Consider the following 17,988-nt stretch of genomic DNA (forward strand, 5'->3'; position numbering starts at 1 on the left):
ATCACATCCATCATTCATTTTGACCCCGCACCGGTCAATCACGCAACAGCCCTGCACGCAGCCGCGCAAGCCATGGCCCATCGACATCCCACCCTGCAAGGCGTGCAGCGCGCATCGCCCCACCGCCGAGGGCGGAAAACTGCGGGGCCTGCGGGGCCTCCCCCACATGGTGACTGACGGTGTCGATGACGGTCCGGCTCAGGAACACGCTGCCACTATGGCTCCATGGCAGAGGCTGCCCCAGGCGTTCGCGCGCCGTCATCACCTGCGATGACAGGAAACCCGCCGCCTGCCTGAGGATCTGCACCGCCTCGGCACTGCCTCCGTCGGCAAGGCGGTTCACCTCATGCGCCAGCGCCGCAATCGCCGAACGGGGATGGTCCTGCACACGCTGCCATTCCAAAAGGGCCTCTCCAGCCGCATCAGGATCTATCGGCAGGCCGAGCGCCTCAAGGATGCGGGTGGCGAACGCGGCCTCTTCCCGATGGCGGGTGTCAAGGAAATGCACCACGCGCCCCAGCGCGACAGAGCCAATCCAGTATCCACTACCTTCATCACCGAGCATGTAGCCCCACCCCCCGATCCGCAACGGCGGGTTGCGCCGGTCATCCGCCCAGATGACCGACCCTGTTCCCGCCAGTGCAAGGATGCCCGGGCCGTCGGCAAAGGCGCCGATACAGGCGATTTCCACATCCGAACACATGGTAATCGCCACATCCGGCCCAAGGGCGGTGCGGATGACCTCTTCCTGCATACGCGAAGACGGACGCTGCGCACTGTATCCAGCAAGGCCGATCATCGCCGTGCGCAGGGGGACGGGACTGATGTCACGCAGCAGGTGCGTCAGTGTCTCCGCCCAGTCAACCTTGTCATACGGATTGCTGCCCCCGGTATGCCGCTGCACCAGGACATGCCCGTCACGCGCGACGACAACGGCGCGTGTCCTGGTACCCCCGCCATCAACCGCAAGAATTGCATCATCCATCACGTCATGCCGTCCTGTCAGAATACCATACCATAAGGCCCTGCCCCATCAGGACAGCAGCGCCTTGAGTTCGGGATCGTGCTGCATCAGGTGTTCAAGATATGGACGACATGACAGCGCACCTGCCGCCGCCTCGTCCACGATCACCAGGCAATCCGCATGCATCTGCAGGGCCGTCGCACTGATACATGCACTCATGGCCCCTTCGATCACACGCGCCAGCATTGATGCCTTGGCCGCGCCGGTTACGACCATGACGTTGCGATGGGCATCAAGGATCGTACCGACCCCCATCGTCACGGCATGATAGGGAACCTGTTCGAGGTCTCCGTCAAACATGCCCACGTTCTGCCGCCGCGTCGCGGGGTCCAGCGTGACAACACGCGTGCGCGACGTAAAGGCGGAAAATGGCTCGTTAAACCCGATATGGCCATTTTCCCCAAGCCCGAGAAGTTGCAGCCCCACACCGCCGCTTGCACGGATGGCCTGTTCATATGCCACGCACCGCGCATCAAGGTCTGTCGCCGCCCCATCGGGCACATGCGTTGCCTCCAGCGCGACATTGACGCGGGAAAACAGGTGCGCATTCATATAAGTGCGGTATGAATGCGCTGAATCCGGCGCGATGCCAACATATTCGTCAAGGTTGAAAGTCCGGCAGGCCGCGAAATCCAGTCCGCTGTTCTGATGGGCCTGTACAAGATGGGCATAAACAGCCTCCATCGTACGTCCCGTCGCCAGACCGAGCGCGATATCCGGCTTCTGACGCAACGCCTGTTCAATGACACGCGCCGTCAGCGCGGTCGCGCGTTCAGCAGTCGGACAGATGACAACCTTCATGATATTCTCCATTCCCAGCGCACTGACATCATCTGTCCCGCCTCATCGGGGGACAGGAGAGACAGACAGCGCCTGATGTATCCAGTTGAGGTTTTCCCGGCGCAAATGACCGAAATTGTAAAATGCAAAATCGCGCACACCACGGCGTGACAGCTCATCCACCTGCGCAACGAAGGGCCCGGCATCGGTGAAATCGCACGGGGCCGGACGCAGGACCGCGCGAAGGGACCGATCAGCGGGAACAATGTCCCGGATATCCTCGAAACGCGCCAACAGGGCCTGTGTGTCGCGCCCGTACAGGCAGACTTCCAACCCGTCGCAAACACCCGACAGGGCAGCCAGGTCACTGCCTTCGACCCACGCCCGGACCGGATTGGCCTGGACCGAGGGGATGACATGGACCGTCACGTCCGACCGGACGGCATCGCGAATATCCGTCACCAACGATGTCACCTGCTGACAACGCCAGCGCAGGACGTCACGCAACCCATCATCATGGACGATGGCATGCATCAACCTGTCCTCCCCTTCGGCTGCGGTGCCATCGCACCGGCGCGCCAGATAGGCGGAGATATGCCCGCGCACACGCGTACGCACTCCTGCTATATCCACACCCTTACGGGCTGCACCATCCATGCAGGCGTCGCAAAAGCACAGCCCAAGCAAGGTGTCAGCCCATGGGTTCGAAGCCAGCAGGCTCATTTCGTGATGGAAACCATGATGGGATGGCTGCCATCCCGGTGTTTCCAAAATAATATCGTCGATATGGGGATGGTCGGCAATATCACGGCACAGGGCGATGCCATAGGCACGCACATCCGCGTTCGATGGACATAGGCTGTAGGGATAACGGTCGCCAAATGCATTCTGGCACGCCGCCTGCGGGTGGCGCGTGCCAAGGGCGGTATTATGGAACAGGACAGTCCACGCCGAAAGCGCCAGACCATGTTCACGCAGCGTCCGCACCGCATCCATGCCCGGCATGTGCGCTGCCACGACAGGCTGGATATTCCCATATCTGCGTGCATCGGTGGGCAGGTACACCGCCCCGTCCTGCGGGAAAACCACACGCCCATGCTGACCGTGGGGACGCAGGAATTTCCCCGTATGGTATGCCGTGGCCATGCATAACCTATTGATGCCAAGCGCACGCAACCCGGCGGCGAAACCAGGCAGGTCGTCCTGATCCTCGATATCCCACGGATAAATATACAACCCGTGATATGGGATCATGATTCAACCATCATCACAGGCACCGGGCGCGCCCGGTTCCGCCTGTGTATCAACACATTATACAGCACGATCAGGCCATATGCAGGCGCCATAAGCGCGACAAACGCACTTTGCACCCCCATTACCGGCATGAACTGTACAAAAAGCTGGGGCAGCACCGCCCCCCCTGAAAACGCCATGACCAGAAGTGCCGTCGCCTGTGCTCCACGCTCTTCCACATCACGGATGACGATTGGAAACAATGACGGCAGGATCATGGAATTCGCAAAACCGAATAACGCGACACACATAACCGAGACATATCCCTGCGTCAGCCATGTCAACACACACAGCACCAACCCGCAAAGTGCCGACAACCCCAGGTAGCGTTCCTGGGAAAATACGCGCGGGACAAGGAACATGCCCAGTATGTATCCACCCATCATCGCCGCGAGCGTCAGCGACGTAAGAAACTTCGTCTGGTCCAGCGGCAGGCCCAGACTTGCGCCATAGGCCCCGATGGCGTCGCCCGCCATGACTTCGGTCCCGACATACACGAACATGCACAGGACACCGAGCCACAGATAGGTCGGCCCCCGGCGGGTGTCCTGCCCATCATCATCGGAACCCGTGCCCTGCCCTGCCCCTGAAATGTCGATTTCGGGCAAAGAAGAACGTGCAAGCCCCACCGCCGTCACCAGCAATATGACCGCCATCGCAAGATAGGGCACCTGCACGGCATGGGCGAACTGATCCAGGATATGATCGCGCGTTGTGGCATCCGGGGCCGCCTTCACCCGCGCGGCGATGTCATTGATATTGCGCATAACAAGCATGGCCAGCACGATCGGGGCCACAATCCCCGCCAGCTTGTTCGCGACTCCCATGATCGCGATGCGCTGTGCCGCCTTCTGCGTGGGGCCCAGCAATGTCACATAGGGATTGATCGTGATCTGTAACAACGACAACCCGGCCCCAATGACAAACAGCCCGGACAATGCGCCGGGATACCATCGCATGCTGACACATTCGCCAAAAATCGCGATACCCACGGCCATGATGACCAGAGCCACCACAAGCCCACTGCGCAAGCCCGTCCTCTGCGCCAGCAACGTCGCAGGCAGGGGGAAGATGAGATAGGACAGGTAAAAACACATCGGCACAAGGAATGCACTGACGGTACTCAGATTGAATGCCACCTGAACAAAGGTGATGAGGGGGCCATTAAGCCACGTCACGAACCCGATAATGAAAAACAGGCATGCAATGATGATGATCGGTCGCCAACCATATGCGCCAGCCGGACTTTCGGGATGTGGTGCGGACAAAGAAGCCTCCTTGGCCCGAACGCAACAACGGTGGCCCGAAAAGGACCACCGCCACCACGCCAGGCAGTTATCAGAAACCAGCCGATATAGAAACCATCGCGGCGAATGCGCCACCCACAAGATAGACGGGTGAAGATGTTTTCGCCACACCATTACTTCCATAAAGATTCCCGGCAACCGTATGGGTCGCATGGGCATTGGTGGTGAAGCTCGACCCACCGGACAAGTAATGATTATCGCCTATATTCATGATGTTAAGCTGGATCTGCGGTGCCTTGGCCGGGCCAAGCTTCTTCAGACGATAGCCCAGGGCGATATCCGACGTAATGTAGGAGGGGATTTTCTGGTCATCCATGAAGGTCGTGTACTGGGAATCGACGTAACGCAGCGCGAAGTTGCCGAAGAAGCGACCATCGTCATAGTTCAGGCCGATGGCCCCCGTGAAGCGGGGCGATTCAACCGCGACCTTGCCAGCCGTGGGCAGGTAGTTTCCGCCACCGGCATTGAAGTTGTTATCCATCGTCGCGTGCAGATACTGCCCCGACAGGTACGGGCTGATATGATGCCAGCGACGCAGGCCGAATTCGATCTGCGCACCGCGCGACGTCTGACCACCGATATTGATCGGTTCGGAAATCAACTGGTTGGTGCCGGGGATATAGTTCATCGATGTCACCTGATGGTTGGTCATGTTCAGGTTAAACAGCGAGAACGCAACGTTATAGAAACCAGAATGGCGGAAGCCGATTTCCTCACCAATGGAATATTCAGGCTTGAGCGATCCGGGCTGTTCCACCGCATGCGACGAATTGGGGTCGAAGATCTGGCTATATGCTTCCACCGACGCAGGCGCACGGAAGGCGGTGGTGCCATTGATATAGATCTGGTCGTGCGGTGTGATCTTGAAACTGGCGGAGAACTGCGGCAGTGGCTCGAAATAATTGCCCGCCTTGTAATACGGATCAGCACCCGGAACATTGTTGGTGCCCGTCCGGCTGACCATCGCCGCACGGAAACCCGCACTCAGCGTCAGACGGTCATGCAGCAGCTTCAGCGTATCGGCAATGAACAGCGTGTTGACCTGCTGCTTGAAATTCAGGTCATAGCCGGTCAGGATCCGCCCCGTATCCGCAACACGAAGTGGACTGTTGGAATAGGAACCGTTGGCATAAACTTCATTAAAGGTCGAAAGCTCCTGATGGGTGGTATAGTTATACCAGTACCCGATCGACAGCTTGTTATGACCCATTGTCCAGTCCAGGGACGTATTGATTGACGCGCTCTTCTGGTCCCATGGGTCGATACCTTCCGTCAGGATCGAACCGGTACCGGTTGGGACACCGACCAGGCCGCTATATTGCTGCGTGCCCATATACCCACCCGTGGTCGGGATACTTTCACCGCCGTTCGACGGACCGAACTGATGTTCATAATACGGCGTGACATGCAGCTTGAGGTTTTTCGTCAACGTGAAGTGCGACGGCAAAATGATGGTCTGCGCATTCAGGTTCGTAATGTTCAGGCCATAGAAAAGCGGGTCATTCTGCGTAAAGTCGCCATGATAGTTGAAGCTGTCGCCATACTGCTTCCACTGCGCCATGGTGGGCGAACGCCACGAGGTCTGCTGCTGGCGGTTATAGGAGAAGATGGCAGAGACGCTGTTGCCATCCCCCCATTCCTTCACAAACTTCGAATCGATATGATAACGGAACAGGCCGCCCGGACCACGCCAGTTATTATAGCTGGTGTGGGAGAAGGAAACGAAACCACGGATACCGGTATTTCCGATATCCCCTGTTTCATAACGGATAAATTCCTTGTTTGCGCTATGCGTGCCGCCAGCAAGGTCGACAAATCCCCCCTGTCGGTGCGAAGGGTTGATTTCCTGCGCAGAAATCTGCCCGCCCACCGCGTTGTACAACGGCGCGTCCATGTCAGGTGACCCCTGAGAGACAGTCACCGAACCAAGGTTTTCAGAATCCACCATCATGCTGGTATAGGGCTGGTAATTGATCGGGTCGGCCATTGGCGCGCCCTCGAACAGATAACCAATCTGCGCCTGCGTCATGCCGCGCATGGTCATGTTGTTACCCGTCAGGCCAAATGGGTCCTGGCTGGAGTAATTGACACCGGGAAGTTCAGCAACAAGTGACGAAATATTGGCTGTTGGCGCCTGTTTTGCAATAAAGTCGCGGGTGATGCCACTTTGTGAACGCGCGGCGGTCTGGTGCGGCATCAGGCCGCCACCGGGCGTCAGGTTGTTCACACCGTTGGACGTCGTAATGCCGTGGCTGGTGACATGGATCTGTTCCACATCGGAATGGGGCTGCGCGCTGGTGCCCCTTGCAATGGCAGCCGTCTTGCCAGACCTGGCCGTCGCGGATGTCGATGCATGTCCTGCCTTAGAACGTAACGAAGCGTTCGCTCCCCCTTCGCGCGTTGTGGCCACACCCTGCCCAAAAGCAGGAACGACAACCAAACTCGCCAAAACAGTACAACAGAGGGATAGATTACGATACGAAACGTTCATGAACGTGAATCCCTGCATTCAGGTGGAAAATTCGGCGAAACAAACGTTTTGTTCCGTTAATGGATAATGGCAGACCTTCCGAAAGCAAGGCAATAGTTCGACAACCGTCCAATGATAGTTTTAGAATGAAAACAAAGTGGATGCGGTATTTTTCGAGTTGTTCTGAGCGCAAAAACTACCCGGTAATAACCAAAACCACCTATAATATACTGTTTTATATAGTTTATTTATGATCCCAAGCGCATCTGCAACGCCGATATGATCGTAGCATTTTTGTCACAATTCATCCGACTGCCTGTCACGGCGACATTAAAAGCAGCTTTGCCCTTTAATTCTGTTTCCGGACAATCCGGGAAAGCCTTTCCTTCAGTCCTTCAGCCATGACGCCCCGATCAGGCCGGAATCCGCAGGCAGGCAGCCCGGCACAACCAGCGCCGCGTCCTGCTGTCGCAGAATGCGCGACCTTACCTTGAGATCCAGCGCCCCGATCAGTTCCGCCTGATGCGCCAATCCGCCCCCCACCGGCATGATGGAAGCGCCAGTTACATTGGCGACCATAGCCAGCCCGGCGGACATACGATCCAGCCAGACATCCACCGTGCGGCGCGCGGATGCATCCCCCGACAGCCAGTCGGCAAGCAAGGCGCGGGCATGAATTTCTTTCCCGCTGAGGTGATAATGCAGGCGTTCGATACCGCGCGCGCCACCGATCGTATCCAGACAACCGCTCTGCCCGCACTGGCAGGGCAGACAGGGAATACCATCCCCCCCCGCATCCTGCGCGATAAAGGGACCATGCCCCCATTCCCCACCAAGGCCATCCCGGCCGATGACGGGACGGCCATGTATGATCAGGCCACCGCCGACCCCTGTCCCCAGGATGATCCCGAAAACGATGTCATGCCCCTTCCCCGCGCCCTGCATGGCCTCACTAAGGGCGAAACAGTGCGCGTCATTCACCACCAGCACACGTCGTCCCAGACGCTGCGTCAGGAGTTCACGCAGAGGAACGTCATTGACACAGGGGATATTGGCAGTGAATGTCCGCCCCGTATCGGGCGCACATACACCGGCAATCGCCATATGCAGCGGAACGGCGGCCGGATATGAGGCCGCCATACTGTTCAGCACGGAAACAAATGCGTCCAGATCGGACGTAGGTGTTGGCTGCCGTTGCCGGTGCGCCAGTTCGTGGCTGTGGTCGGCTTCGGCAAAATCAATATAGGACCCACCGATATCGGCGCAAAGTATCACCGGACCTCCTCCTGGCGGTTATGTATGACAGGCTGGTTTTGACGGGGGGAAAGGGCATCAATGGCAGGACATGCCCGCAGAAAAACGTCCGGAATCATTCAGCTAACTCACTAAGTTCGGACTTTATACTAATTGTCTTCCGGCTTCGTATCAATTAAAAACAATCCATAGGGCACAGTCAGCGCAGGATGCAGATGTTTACGTCAGGACAATATCGGGTACTGCGCGCCATCAGTATGATGGGCAATATAAGCCGGACGCAGTTGGTGGATATTACGGGTCTGAGCAAGGCCACGGTTTCGACCCTGACGCGCGAACTGCTGGATCGCAATATACTGTCTGAACGTGAACTGGTTTTCGGGCAGGGACGCCCCGCCATCCTTTTGGGCCTGAATGCCGTTTCGGCCTGTTTTGCCGGCATTTCCCTGCAATCAGACCCCGGACAGATCCTGTTGACAGATCTGCATGGTGAAATCCTGGTCCAGATGGATTTGCCACGCATGTCCGATCCTGACCTGTGCGTGGATCATATCGCCAGCGGCATACAGGCATTGCTGGTGCAGGCGGGCGACAGGGCCGGACCGCTGGGTGGTGTTGGTATCGCCATCCCGGGTTTTGTTGCACGTGACCGGCGCATGTGCCTGCGCTCCACCGCGCTGGGATGGCGCAATGTTGATATTGTCACACCACTCAAGGATCGGCTGAAAGTGCCGGTATTCGCAGAAAATGACGCCAACGCCCTGGTACAGGGCGAACATCTGTTTGGCATTCTGCGTGACTGTCCGGATTTCAGCATGATCATCGTGGGTGATGGCGGCATCGGATGTGCCCATATTGTCGATGGGAAATTACATCGCGGTTTTCATGGTGGTGCGGGCGAAATCTCCCACACGACCGTTTTCTGGCCTGATGGGCGGGAAACTGAACGCCCATGCAGTTGTGGCAAGCGGGGATGCCTCGACACTGTCTCCTCACTTCAGGCCATACGATCCATGGCACAGCAACGCGGCCTGCCTGGTTCGCCGACCGAGCTGGAGATGCTGGCGCGTGACGGACATGCTGACGCCCTGCGTATCCTCCATACCGCTGGCGGGGCGATGGGGCTGGCGGTGGCACAACTTGTACAGCTTTTCGATCCCAGCCAGGTGGTCGTCATGCTGGACCAGCCCTTTCGCGACGGCGTGTTCGGTGCTGTCCTGCGCCAGACGATGGAAACCAATGTCATGCCCCGCCCCGATTGGGAAACAACCCTGACCCTTCGGGAAACCCAGCATACCGACTGGGCCACGGGAGCAGCCGGGATCGCCACCCGACAGTTTCTTTTCAGTGAATGAAAAACAGCTTACAGCCTGAACGGCTGGGGTCAGCACCCCATTAAAATAACAAATTTTTGGCAAATATTCTGTATCAACACCCCATCAAGATGATGAAAGTCTTTACAGGTTCCTTGAAAAGCCAGTCTCAATAACATCCTGAAATCATAAAGGTTTTTGGTGAAGCTTTTTCCAAAAAGCTTCAGAAGACGCCGCCTTTTTGAAAAAAGGCGGCACCCAAAAACTTTTCTTATTTTTTATCAATGAGTCGTTTGCAAACGATCTCTTAGAAAATATTCCATGAAAGTCTTTGGAATAAAAATTTAAAAAATTATAGCAACGCCTCGCATTTCCCATGCCTCATCAATGGGTCATGTTCAAAAAAACCGACAAATATCCGCACAAAAAGTTTTTATTTTTTTGTCTGCCGGCATACCGACGATCATGCTGCGCATCCCTTGATCCATATTCAGGAATACAGGACATATTTTTTCCGTATTTCCATAAACTGGACCAACCCTGGCTGCCATGACTGAATAATCGCATCAGGCATCATACCCTGATCCAGTTGATGACGCACCGCATCTGTACCCATGATGAGGTCGAATGTCCGTGCATCTTTCCCCCGCCATGGCACCCCACCCGTCAGATTACGCAGCGTTGAAAGCAGCGTCAGCCCCGTCCGCACGGCATCAAACCGTTCACGCCCGGTAATGATTACCTGCACCCCATGATCCATTACCCCCCGATCCACAAAAGCCGTGGGGGAAAAGGCGACTTCACGAAAAGCAACACCAGCCAGACCGCTTTGCTCCATACGGTCACGCCATGCCGTCGCATCCAGCTTTGGCCCGCCAAGATAAAGAAACGGCATTGCCGTGCCCCGACCAACCGACAGGTTGGTTCCCTCGAACATGCACGTCCCGGGATATGCAATGGCTGTTTGCAACGTTGGCATGTTCGGGCTTGGTGGAATCCATGGCAGGCCGGTCTGGTCAAAAAACATGTCGCGCGTCCAACCCGTCATGGTGATATTTCGCAGCCTTACGGACCGACCGGATATGGTGGGAATGAAACAGGCGTTAAACAGGCTGGCAAGTTCGCAGACTGTCATGCCATGCTGGATCGGGATGGCCTGCCGCCCGATGAAAGAAGCAAAGTGCGGGTCAAGCACCGGGCCACCGACACGAACACCCGAAATGGGATTGGGCCGATCCAGCACCACATAATCGATACCCAGCCGCGCACAGGCCGCCATCGTATCGTAAAGGGTGGAGATATAGGTATAAAACCGCGCCCCCACATCCTGGATATCAAATACCATCGTATCAATACCAGAACTGCGGATGATCGCATCAAGCCGGGGGCCAGAGACGTCATAAATATCATAGACCATGACACCGGTATTCGGGTCACGGGCCTTTTCTTCTGACGATCCGGCAGGGGCGGAACCACGGAAACCGTGCTCTGGTCCGAATATGGCCTGAAGGTCAACCCCACCATCGGCATGCATAATGTCGGCAATATGGTGCAGGTTGCGGCCCACGCTGGTGGGATTGGCAACCAACCCCACCTTGCGCCCGCGCAGGACCTCATAATGACCGGCGCGCAGCCCTTCGAAACCGGTCACGACGTTATGGGAAACCATACTGCTACAAACGTCGCTTTTCGCAATCGCGCCATGAATTCCCATAAATACGCCCCCACACAGGGCGATCCCGCCCCCCATGACGTCCCTGCGTGACAGCTTCATGGAACCTTCCTTTTCTGACCTGGAATTATTGGATCAATGGGCGTGATTCACCAACGCATGCACACCTGGCAGGATGGCGATCAGAAGGCCCGAAGGCGGAAGTTCATGCGTGTAGGAGGCAACGGCCGTTGCACAGGCGGCAAAGGTGGCATCCTGCGTTGCAAGCAGCTTGTTGACGCGCCTGTGCCAGTGGCGGCCATGGCTGCGATGCTTCCTGATCGCCTCCAGCCCGACACGTGCCACCGCCGCAAGCTGCTGCGACACGGGGCGGGCATCTTGCAACAATGGCGTTGTGGCAACGGCGGCATATCCGGCATCATTGGCCAGATACAGATCCAGCATCTGCTTCAGTGGAGCGGCAAGCTCCTTTTCACCCGCGACATAGCGCGCCGCCATATCGTTGAACTTCATCGCAGCAAAGCTGTCCGGCGCGGCAATGGCCCCCGGGGCGTTGAGCATGGCATCGCCACTATGGGACGCCAGCCGGTTCATGGCGTAATTACGCACGGGATTTGTCACCGATGTCAGCACCGTCAGCGGGCCGACATTGCCCGGTGTCAGGCGTGCGATCATCGCGTTTTCATGCGCGCTGGCCTGCAGACCCGTTGCTTCAAGCTCGTTCTGGATCACAGGCAGGCGGCGTTCCATATCCGCCACATCACGCACCGAAGCATCAGACCAGAACCGTTCGGCAATCGCGGCCGAGCGCGGCCACAGACGTGCATCGACCATTTCATCGGAAACGATCTCACTCCACAACGGGGCCTCCCCGCCCAGAACCAGCTTCTGTTGCGCGGCATCCAATGGTTTTGCATCCGGGTCCAGCGCAAAGGCGTCGATCATCGGTCCCTGCTTGGGCCGGGCGCGCGCAACTTCCTCTGGCGAAAGCCCGACAGCCCTGGGGTCATACGGATCGACCTTGTAATGCTCTGACGAAGGATTGAGCAGGTCAAGATAATAACCAGAAGACACAACAACCGGATGCCCCGCCTGCGTTGCCGACCCAATCCATTTTGAACCGCGCCACGTCTCGACCACCACGTCACGGGGGATCGGGGCCTCGCTGACTTCATCCCAGCCCATCATGATCTTGCCCTGCCGTGCAAGGGCACGTTCCACCTGCGCGGTGAACGCAGCCTGTAGCGCAGGGGCATCGGCATAGCCATGCTGTTTCATATAAGCGAGGATGGCAGGGTTGTCGTTCCACTGCTTGGGCGATACTTCGTCCCCACCCGAATGGAAATAACGGTCGGGAAACAGACGGCCCATTTCCGCATAAAGTTCGGTGGCGAATTTCAGCGTCTGCGGCTTGGTCGGATCGAACGCCGCATTGTTCAGATTATAGACCTTGTTACAGATCGCCTTGGTCTTGACCGTATTGATGGTGATCGAACAGGGGGACTGGCGTTCCTCGGCGGACGGAACATGCTGGGCCGCGAGTTCGGGATAGGCCTCAAGGATCGACAGCGTATGCCCCGGCACGTCGAATTCCGGCACGATGCGGATGCCACGATCCGCAGCATAGGCCACAATCGCGCGCACCTGTGCCTGCGTATAATACTGATTATGCCCTCCCACCTGGTGCAGGCGGGGGAAACGCAGGCTTTCGACCCGGAATCCGGTCCCGTCACTCAGGTGCCAGTGCAGGACATTGAGCTTTGTCAGTTCCATGGCATCAAGCTGCCGCTGGATCGTCTCCACCGACATGAAGTGACGCGACACGTCGATCATGATGCCACGCCATGCGAAACGCGGGGCATCGTCGATCGTGGCCTCGCGCATGACCGGACCCTGGGGTGTGCGCACCACAAGCTGCAACAGCGTCGCAAGCCCGTGCAGCACACCAGCAGGGCCATCTGCATCAAGGCGGATCCCGTTCTGCGCTGTAACGTTCAGGGTATAATGTTCACGTTCCTGCACACTTAGATAAGCGGGGTCGGATCGGCTGGAAATATGCAGCACAACCGGCGCACCACCAGATACGGGAGCCCCGGCGACCTGGGCAAGGCGGCTGGAAAAACGCGCTGCCGCGCGGCGCAGCATCGGTGAAGGGGTACCAGCCCATTCGATACGAACGCCCCCCGCGATCGCGACATCCTGTCCCGACAGGGATACGGACTGGGGACGCGGCATCAGCGGAACGGACGGCGTATCGGCAAGCGCCGGGGCGCAGAGCGCCGCAAGCAGCGCCATGGAACTACAGGCATTGTGGAGGAAACGACGGGAGCGGTGCAGGATGGGAAGCATCAGGTAAAAATCTTTCCGTTCTGGGGATCTGGGATCAGGCTCCACAAAAAACCGGCTCAGCGGTATGGGCGGCGCTTCCTTACTGGCACGCTCCATTTTGTTCGGAAAGTAAAATAAATTACCCCCATCCATATGAATTCGCCCCTCTTTGCGCGGGACGATGGACCGGATGGCATAAAGCTCCATCACAATTCGGCGCTACACCATAAAATGAACTACCAACCTGTGAAATATGCTTTATAAAGGTGACTTTGTAATGCACCAAATCGACATGAGGCATAACCGTTCATGCCAACCACCGCTTACTCCGATGGGTCCCGCCAGGGAAAGCGCACCAAGGTACTTCACGCCGCGCAATGGCTGTTCAACCGTATCGGTTATCAGACCGTCAGCGTGGATGCGATACGGGTCCATGCAGGCGTAACCAAGGCCACGGTTTTCCGCCATTTCCCCACCAAGGACACGCTGGTGTCAGAAGCGATCGCCACGCATATTCACCATATTGAGGATGAACTGGCACAGGCGATCAACGCGCAGAAAACACCACTGGCGAAAATCCGGGCCATTTTTGACTGGTATGATGCGCTGTTCAACAGCGACGATTTCCACGGATGCATGTTCATGCATGCCGCCGCTGAATACCGCCGCAGGCATGATGAAATCACGCAGTTGCTACAGGCGCAGAAGGACAGCATGTGCAGTGCGTTCAGCCAGCTCCTGCAATCTGGCGGGATGGAGATCGAAACCGCCACCACTCTGGGGCGTACGCTGTGCATGCTGCTTGACGGGGCGATGGTACAGGCGGAAATGTGCAACAATCACGATGCCGCACGTGAAGCATGGCATGCGACATCACGCCTGCTGCTGTCCCATGGTTTCATGACAGAAGACGACTTCTGATCCCATGATACGTCCCTGATCTCTATCCATGTCATCCGTGCCACAGGCCATGGTTGGAAAGGGGCGGACACAACCGGAAGATATGGGGACCGGCCGATCACATATCGGCCCGCATATGCACCTTGGCCTTCAGGCTTCCTCGGGAATGCTCCAGCGCCTGATGCCTTTTTCGTTCGCTGCCTGCTGATGGGTCTGTATGATGACCGTATCGGACATCAGCGTCTCAAAAATCTTGCCCCAGCCCCGTCATGACACTATCGGCTGAAGCGACGATGTACGGTCTCCCATTTGCCATACTGCTCCGGCACTTCCGTCCAATGCACACCAGAGCGTAAAATACAGAGGCAGCCATTCACAAACAGGCGTCTATCCGCCTTATGGCCGCCTGCATCCTCAACTTCATCTGGACGCAGAGGTGCAATCCGTCGCCATTGCGCTGTGCTCTCAGCTCCTACTGTTTGATTCCCATCCCCCGTCTTGTGACATGACGTTCAGTGAAACATCCGCATCTATAATTAAGGGAAATCCTGAATATCGACGGGGCCAGATTTTGATATAAGGATCCTTAATTAGATACAAATCCATAATAACATATTGAATTTAAAACAGATTTCTAACGCTGAAGACCACTTTCAAGACACAGAAAAATGATAAACACGATATCCAGCCCCACCAGCATGGGCGTCAGCCGCCGCCATTGCCGCCGCCCCACAATCAGGATGGTGTGAAGCAGCAGGCCACAAGCCAGCGCGAGCATGAAATTCCCGGTCATAAGGGTAATCACCACCATCAGCAGCGGGGATGTCAGGTCATCAAGGGCCTGTGTCTGGGGTGACACCAGCGTGGATAACATACCCACCCCGACAACAATCAGAACCGGCGCGGTAGCAACAGCGGGAATGGCGGTAATCAGCGGCCAGAAGAATGACGACAGCGCGAACAGCACCGCGACGACCACGGCGCACAGTCCAGTCCGGCCCCCTGCCTCTACCCCCACAAGGGATTCCAGATAGGCCGAAACCGTACTGGTCCCGAGACTGGCACCAATCACACTGGCGGCCCCGTCGGCGCAAAACGCCTTGCGCCCCAGCGGAAGGGGCGCACCATCCGCCCCCTGTGTGGCGCGCTGGGTCACCGCCATCATCGTTCCCGTCGCATCGAAAAAATCACTGAGGAAAAAATATACGGTAACAGGAAACAGGACGAGGATATTCGCGACAAAGCCATGGAAATCAAACGCGAACAGCAGGTGATAGGGATAATGCGGCCAATCGGACATATGCGCGGGAAGCCGCGTCAGCAACCTGCCGTCAGGTCCATGCACAAACAGGCCCGCACAGCTTATCACGACAATCGACACCAACATCGCCGCAGGCACCCGCAGGTATGACAGCACCAGCGCCAGCGCCAACCCACCCAGCGCAAGGTCCACAGATGGTTCCCGCAGAAGGCCAAAGGCGAAACCATCATGCGCGGGCACAACCAGACCGCCGGTTGTCATGCCAATCCGCACGATGAACGCACCAATGGCGCAACGGATGCCACATACGACCGGTTCGGGAAAACCATCGATGATTTTCTGACGCCAGGAGGTCAGCGCCAACAGCACGAAAACGATCCCACCGAGGAATACCATCGCAAAGGCGACCGCCGGGCTGATCCCCATATGCATTACGACGACCTGCGCAAAGATGATATTGCTGCTCATCGCCGGGGCAAGCGCGATCGGCAGGTTTGCCATCAGCGCCATCAACAGCGTCCCGCATATGGAAGCCACGATGGTCGTCATGATCATGTCATGATGGTCCAGCCCCGCCATCGACAGGATGGCCGGGTTAACCGCCATGATATAGGCCACGGCACCAAAAGTTGTCACACCGGCCACGATTTCCGTTCCCAGCGTCGAACCACGTTGCGTGATGGCAAAATACCGATCCAGCCCCCTGGCCGCATTACGTATAGCCTGCCTCATGCCGTCATTCTTTCCATCGCTGTTCACCTTCCGCACCGATCGCACATGTTGCGCATTCCGCCCCTATCTACAATGTGCAGCATCGACGTAAAAACCGGAATAAATACCGATCAGGATAGTATGACAGCACCTGCATTACAGGGACATGCAGGGAAACCCGCGACCGCAAGAGGTACGGACTCTGGAGATATAAAATCTCAAAATATTCACGGATAAAGAAAAAACAATTTCCGGTTTAAAAACAAAAATGGAACAAAATATTCATTATAAAAATTCATCTCCCAAAAACTACTTCATGAATATTTCAGAAAACTGTTCCCAGAAATTTTTCATGATCGCATGATGTCCACAACGACCTTCCCCTATCGGGGCACTGACATTCCCCCCTGTCATCACCCTGCACAAATTGACAATGATAACAATTATCATTATCACCACGTCCGGCTATGAAATCCCCGTGCATATGATGATTGCGGGACAGCACAAGGCAGGAAAACCGGCATGAAACGAAATTCCCATCGATGCAGGCGCCTGATGACGGCTCTCCTCGCGGCCATGCCTTTGCTGGGCGGCCTGTGTGGCGCACGGGCGCACGCTGCCACCATCACCGATATGGCGGGCCGGACCGTTGAAATTCCACATGACGTACACCGGATCATCCTTGGCGAAGGGCGGCTGGTCTATGCGCTTGCCCCACTGGAACGCGAACACCTCTTCGATCGCATCGTCGGCTGGCAAGGGGAATTCCGTGGCGCGGACACGCAGAGTTATGACCAGTACGTCGCGCGTTTCCCCGCCGCCGCCAGGATCGCGCTGATCGGCAAGACCACGGCCGATACCGTCAGCCCTGAGAAGGTGCTTGACCTGCATCCCGACCTTGCCATCCTGACGGTTTCCGGCCACGGTCCCGGCGCCTCCAGCGAACTTGTCAACCAGTTGACTGCCGCGCACGTGCCTGTGGTGTTCGTAGATTTCCGGGCCGATCCCCTACGTGATACCATACCGTCCATGCGTATCCTCGGCACTGTCCTGAACCGTGAAGCCGAAGCGCGGGAATATACCGATTTCTATCAATCCCACCTCACACGCATCACCAGAACAGTCGCCGCCATCCCGGCGCAGCAACGCCCGAAGGTCTTTATCGAAATGTTGGCGGCAATGCGTGAAAGCTGCTGCCACACTGCGGGCAAAGGCAATATGGGCGCCTTTATCGAGGCCGCGGGCGGCCGCAATATCGCAGCCCCCCTCCTGCCCGGCTATATTGGGGATATCGCGCTGGAAAAAGTGATTGCGTCTGATCCCGACATCTATATCGCCGATGGCACCAAAGGGCCAAAGGCAGCGGGACCCGGCCTGCGTATGGGGGCCGATGTTTCGCCCGAACTTGCGCGCTCTTCGCTCAAGATGGTGGAAGACCGTCCTGGCATCTCCACCCTGCGGGCCGTGACCGATGGTCATGCCTATGGCCTGTGGCACGCTTTCTATGACTCCCCTTACAATATTCTGGCGGTGGAAGTGATGGCGAAGTGGTTCCATCCTGACCTTTTTACGGATGTCGACCCGGAACGGACACAAAAAGAGCTTTATGAACATTTCCTGCCGGTTCCCCAGACAGGCACATTCTGGATCACGCCCTGAGGCCACCACCGCATGA

At 57.0% G+C, this 17,988-nt stretch carries 13 protein-coding genes; 3 read left to right on the forward strand and 10 right to left on the reverse strand.

Annotation, left to right across the window (positions count from 1 at the left end):
* Positions 1–34 precede the first annotated feature (34 nt).
* The 6 genes from IFJ82_RS10295 to IFJ82_RS10320 form a co-directional block, all read right to left on the reverse strand.
* The gene (locus IFJ82_RS10295) at positions 35–985 is read right to left on the reverse strand and encodes an N-acetylglucosamine kinase (RefSeq protein WP_003619393.1); all 951 of its coding nucleotides are present in this window, start codon (positions 983–985) and stop codon (positions 35–37) included.
* Between the two features lie 48 nt (positions 986–1,033).
* Positions 1,034–1,825 carry a glucosamine-6-phosphate deaminase gene (gene nagB / locus IFJ82_RS10300; RefSeq protein WP_062809956.1) on the reverse strand — a complete coding sequence of 264 codons (792 nt, stop codon included), beginning with the start codon at positions 1,823–1,825 and terminating at the stop codon, positions 1,034–1,036.
* Positions 1,826–1,867: 42 nt separating this feature from the next.
* Positions 1,868–3,058 carry a hypothetical protein gene (locus IFJ82_RS10305; RefSeq protein ID WP_192264438.1) on the reverse strand — a complete coding sequence of 397 codons (1,191 nt, stop codon included), beginning with the start codon at positions 3,056–3,058 and terminating at the stop codon, positions 1,868–1,870.
* Positions 3,055–4,365, reverse strand: a complete 1,311-nt coding sequence (gene gluP, locus IFJ82_RS10310; RefSeq protein ID WP_192264441.1) for a glucose/galactose MFS transporter — start codon at positions 4,363–4,365, stop codon at positions 3,055–3,057. The genes IFJ82_RS10305 and gluP overlap by 4 nt, the downstream gene beginning before the upstream one ends.
* 70 nt (positions 4,366–4,435) lie before the next feature.
* On the reverse strand, positions 4,436–6,814 hold the full coding sequence (locus IFJ82_RS10315) for a TonB-dependent receptor (RefSeq protein WP_048859211.1): 2,379 nt from the start codon (positions 6,812–6,814) through the stop codon (positions 4,436–4,438).
* A 447-nt stretch (positions 6,815–7,261) separates the two neighbouring features.
* Positions 7,262–8,149 carry an ROK family protein gene (locus IFJ82_RS10320; RefSeq protein ID WP_192264444.1) on the reverse strand — a complete coding sequence of 296 codons (888 nt, stop codon included), beginning with the start codon at positions 8,147–8,149 and terminating at the stop codon, positions 7,262–7,264.
* A gap of 194 nt (positions 8,150–8,343) precedes the next feature.
* Between IFJ82_RS10320 and IFJ82_RS10325 the strand changes: the two genes are divergently transcribed.
* The gene (locus tag IFJ82_RS10325) at positions 8,344–9,483 is read left to right on the forward strand and encodes an ROK family transcriptional regulator (protein WP_192264447.1); all 1,140 of its coding nucleotides are present in this window, start codon (positions 8,344–8,346) and stop codon (positions 9,481–9,483) included.
* A gap of 448 nt (positions 9,484–9,931) precedes the next feature.
* Here IFJ82_RS10325 and IFJ82_RS10330 read toward each other — a convergent pair whose 3' ends face one another.
* Positions 9,932–11,215, reverse strand: coding sequence for a DUF1343 domain-containing protein (locus IFJ82_RS10330; RefSeq protein ID WP_192264450.1), 1,284 nt, complete (start codon positions 11,213–11,215; stop codon positions 9,932–9,934).
* Between the two features lie 33 nt (positions 11,216–11,248).
* The gene (locus IFJ82_RS10335) at positions 11,249–13,462 is read right to left on the reverse strand and encodes a beta-N-acetylhexosaminidase (RefSeq protein WP_231106198.1); all 2,214 of its coding nucleotides are present in this window, start codon (positions 13,460–13,462) and stop codon (positions 11,249–11,251) included.
* A gap of 288 nt (positions 13,463–13,750) precedes the next feature.
* Here IFJ82_RS10335 and IFJ82_RS10340 point away from each other — a divergent pair, with 288 nt between their 5' ends.
* On the forward strand, positions 13,751–14,362 hold the full coding sequence (locus IFJ82_RS10340) for a TetR/AcrR family transcriptional regulator (protein WP_003619384.1): 612 nt from the start codon (positions 13,751–13,753) through the stop codon (positions 14,360–14,362).
* Positions 14,363–14,616: 254 nt separating this feature from the next.
* Here IFJ82_RS10340 and IFJ82_RS16020 read toward each other — a convergent pair whose 3' ends face one another.
* Both IFJ82_RS16020 and IFJ82_RS10350 read right to left on the reverse strand, forming a co-directional pair.
* A complete protein-coding gene (locus tag IFJ82_RS16020) occupies positions 14,617–14,784 on the reverse strand; it encodes a transposase (RefSeq protein WP_192266485.1) in 168 nt (55 codons plus the stop codon).
* Positions 14,785–14,975: 191 nt separating this feature from the next.
* Positions 14,976–16,334, reverse strand: coding sequence for an NCS2 family permease (locus IFJ82_RS10350; RefSeq protein ID WP_192264453.1), 1,359 nt, complete (start codon positions 16,332–16,334; stop codon positions 14,976–14,978).
* Between the two features lie 501 nt (positions 16,335–16,835).
* Here IFJ82_RS10350 and IFJ82_RS10355 point away from each other — a divergent pair.
* Positions 16,836–17,972 carry an ABC transporter substrate-binding protein gene (locus IFJ82_RS10355; protein WP_192264456.1) on the forward strand — a complete coding sequence of 379 codons (1,137 nt, stop codon included), beginning with the start codon at positions 16,836–16,838 and terminating at the stop codon, positions 17,970–17,972.
* The last annotated feature ends 16 nt before the right edge of the window (positions 17,973–17,988 follow it).

Origin of the sequence: Novacetimonas hansenii (assembly GCF_014843995.1) — a bacterium.
GTDB classification, from domain to species: domain Bacteria; phylum Pseudomonadota; class Alphaproteobacteria; order Acetobacterales; family Acetobacteraceae; genus Novacetimonas; species Novacetimonas hansenii.

Bases quoted from the DNA above. Each gene is read 5' to 3' on its own strand.
- IFJ82_RS10325 (WP_192264447.1), top strand. From the start codon at position 8,344: ATGTTTACGTCAGGACAATATCGGGTACTGCGCGCCATCAGTATGATG.
- IFJ82_RS10335 (WP_231106198.1), bottom strand. From the start codon at position 13,462: ATGCTTCCCATCCTGCACCGCTCCCGTCGTTTCCTCCACAATGCCTGT.
- nagB (WP_062809956.1), bottom strand. From the start codon at position 1,825: ATGAAGGTTGTCATCTGTCCGACTGCTGAACGCGCGACCGCGCTGACG.
- IFJ82_RS10355 (WP_192264456.1), top strand. From the start codon at position 16,836: ATGAAACGAAATTCCCATCGATGCAGGCGCCTGATGACGGCTCTCCTC.
- IFJ82_RS10305 (WP_192264438.1), bottom strand. From the start codon at position 3,058: ATGATCCCATATCACGGGTTGTATATTTATCCGTGGGATATCGAGGAT.
- IFJ82_RS10340 (WP_003619384.1), top strand. From the start codon at position 13,751: ATGCCAACCACCGCTTACTCCGATGGGTCCCGCCAGGGAAAGCGCACC.
- IFJ82_RS10295 (WP_003619393.1), bottom strand. From the start codon at position 985: ATGGATGATGCAATTCTTGCGGTTGATGGCGGGGGTACCAGGACACGC.
- IFJ82_RS10330 (WP_192264450.1), bottom strand. From the start codon at position 11,215: ATGAAGCTGTCACGCAGGGACGTCATGGGGGGCGGGATCGCCCTGTGT.
- IFJ82_RS10350 (WP_192264453.1), bottom strand. From the start codon at position 16,334: ATGAGGCAGGCTATACGTAATGCGGCCAGGGGGCTGGATCGGTATTTT.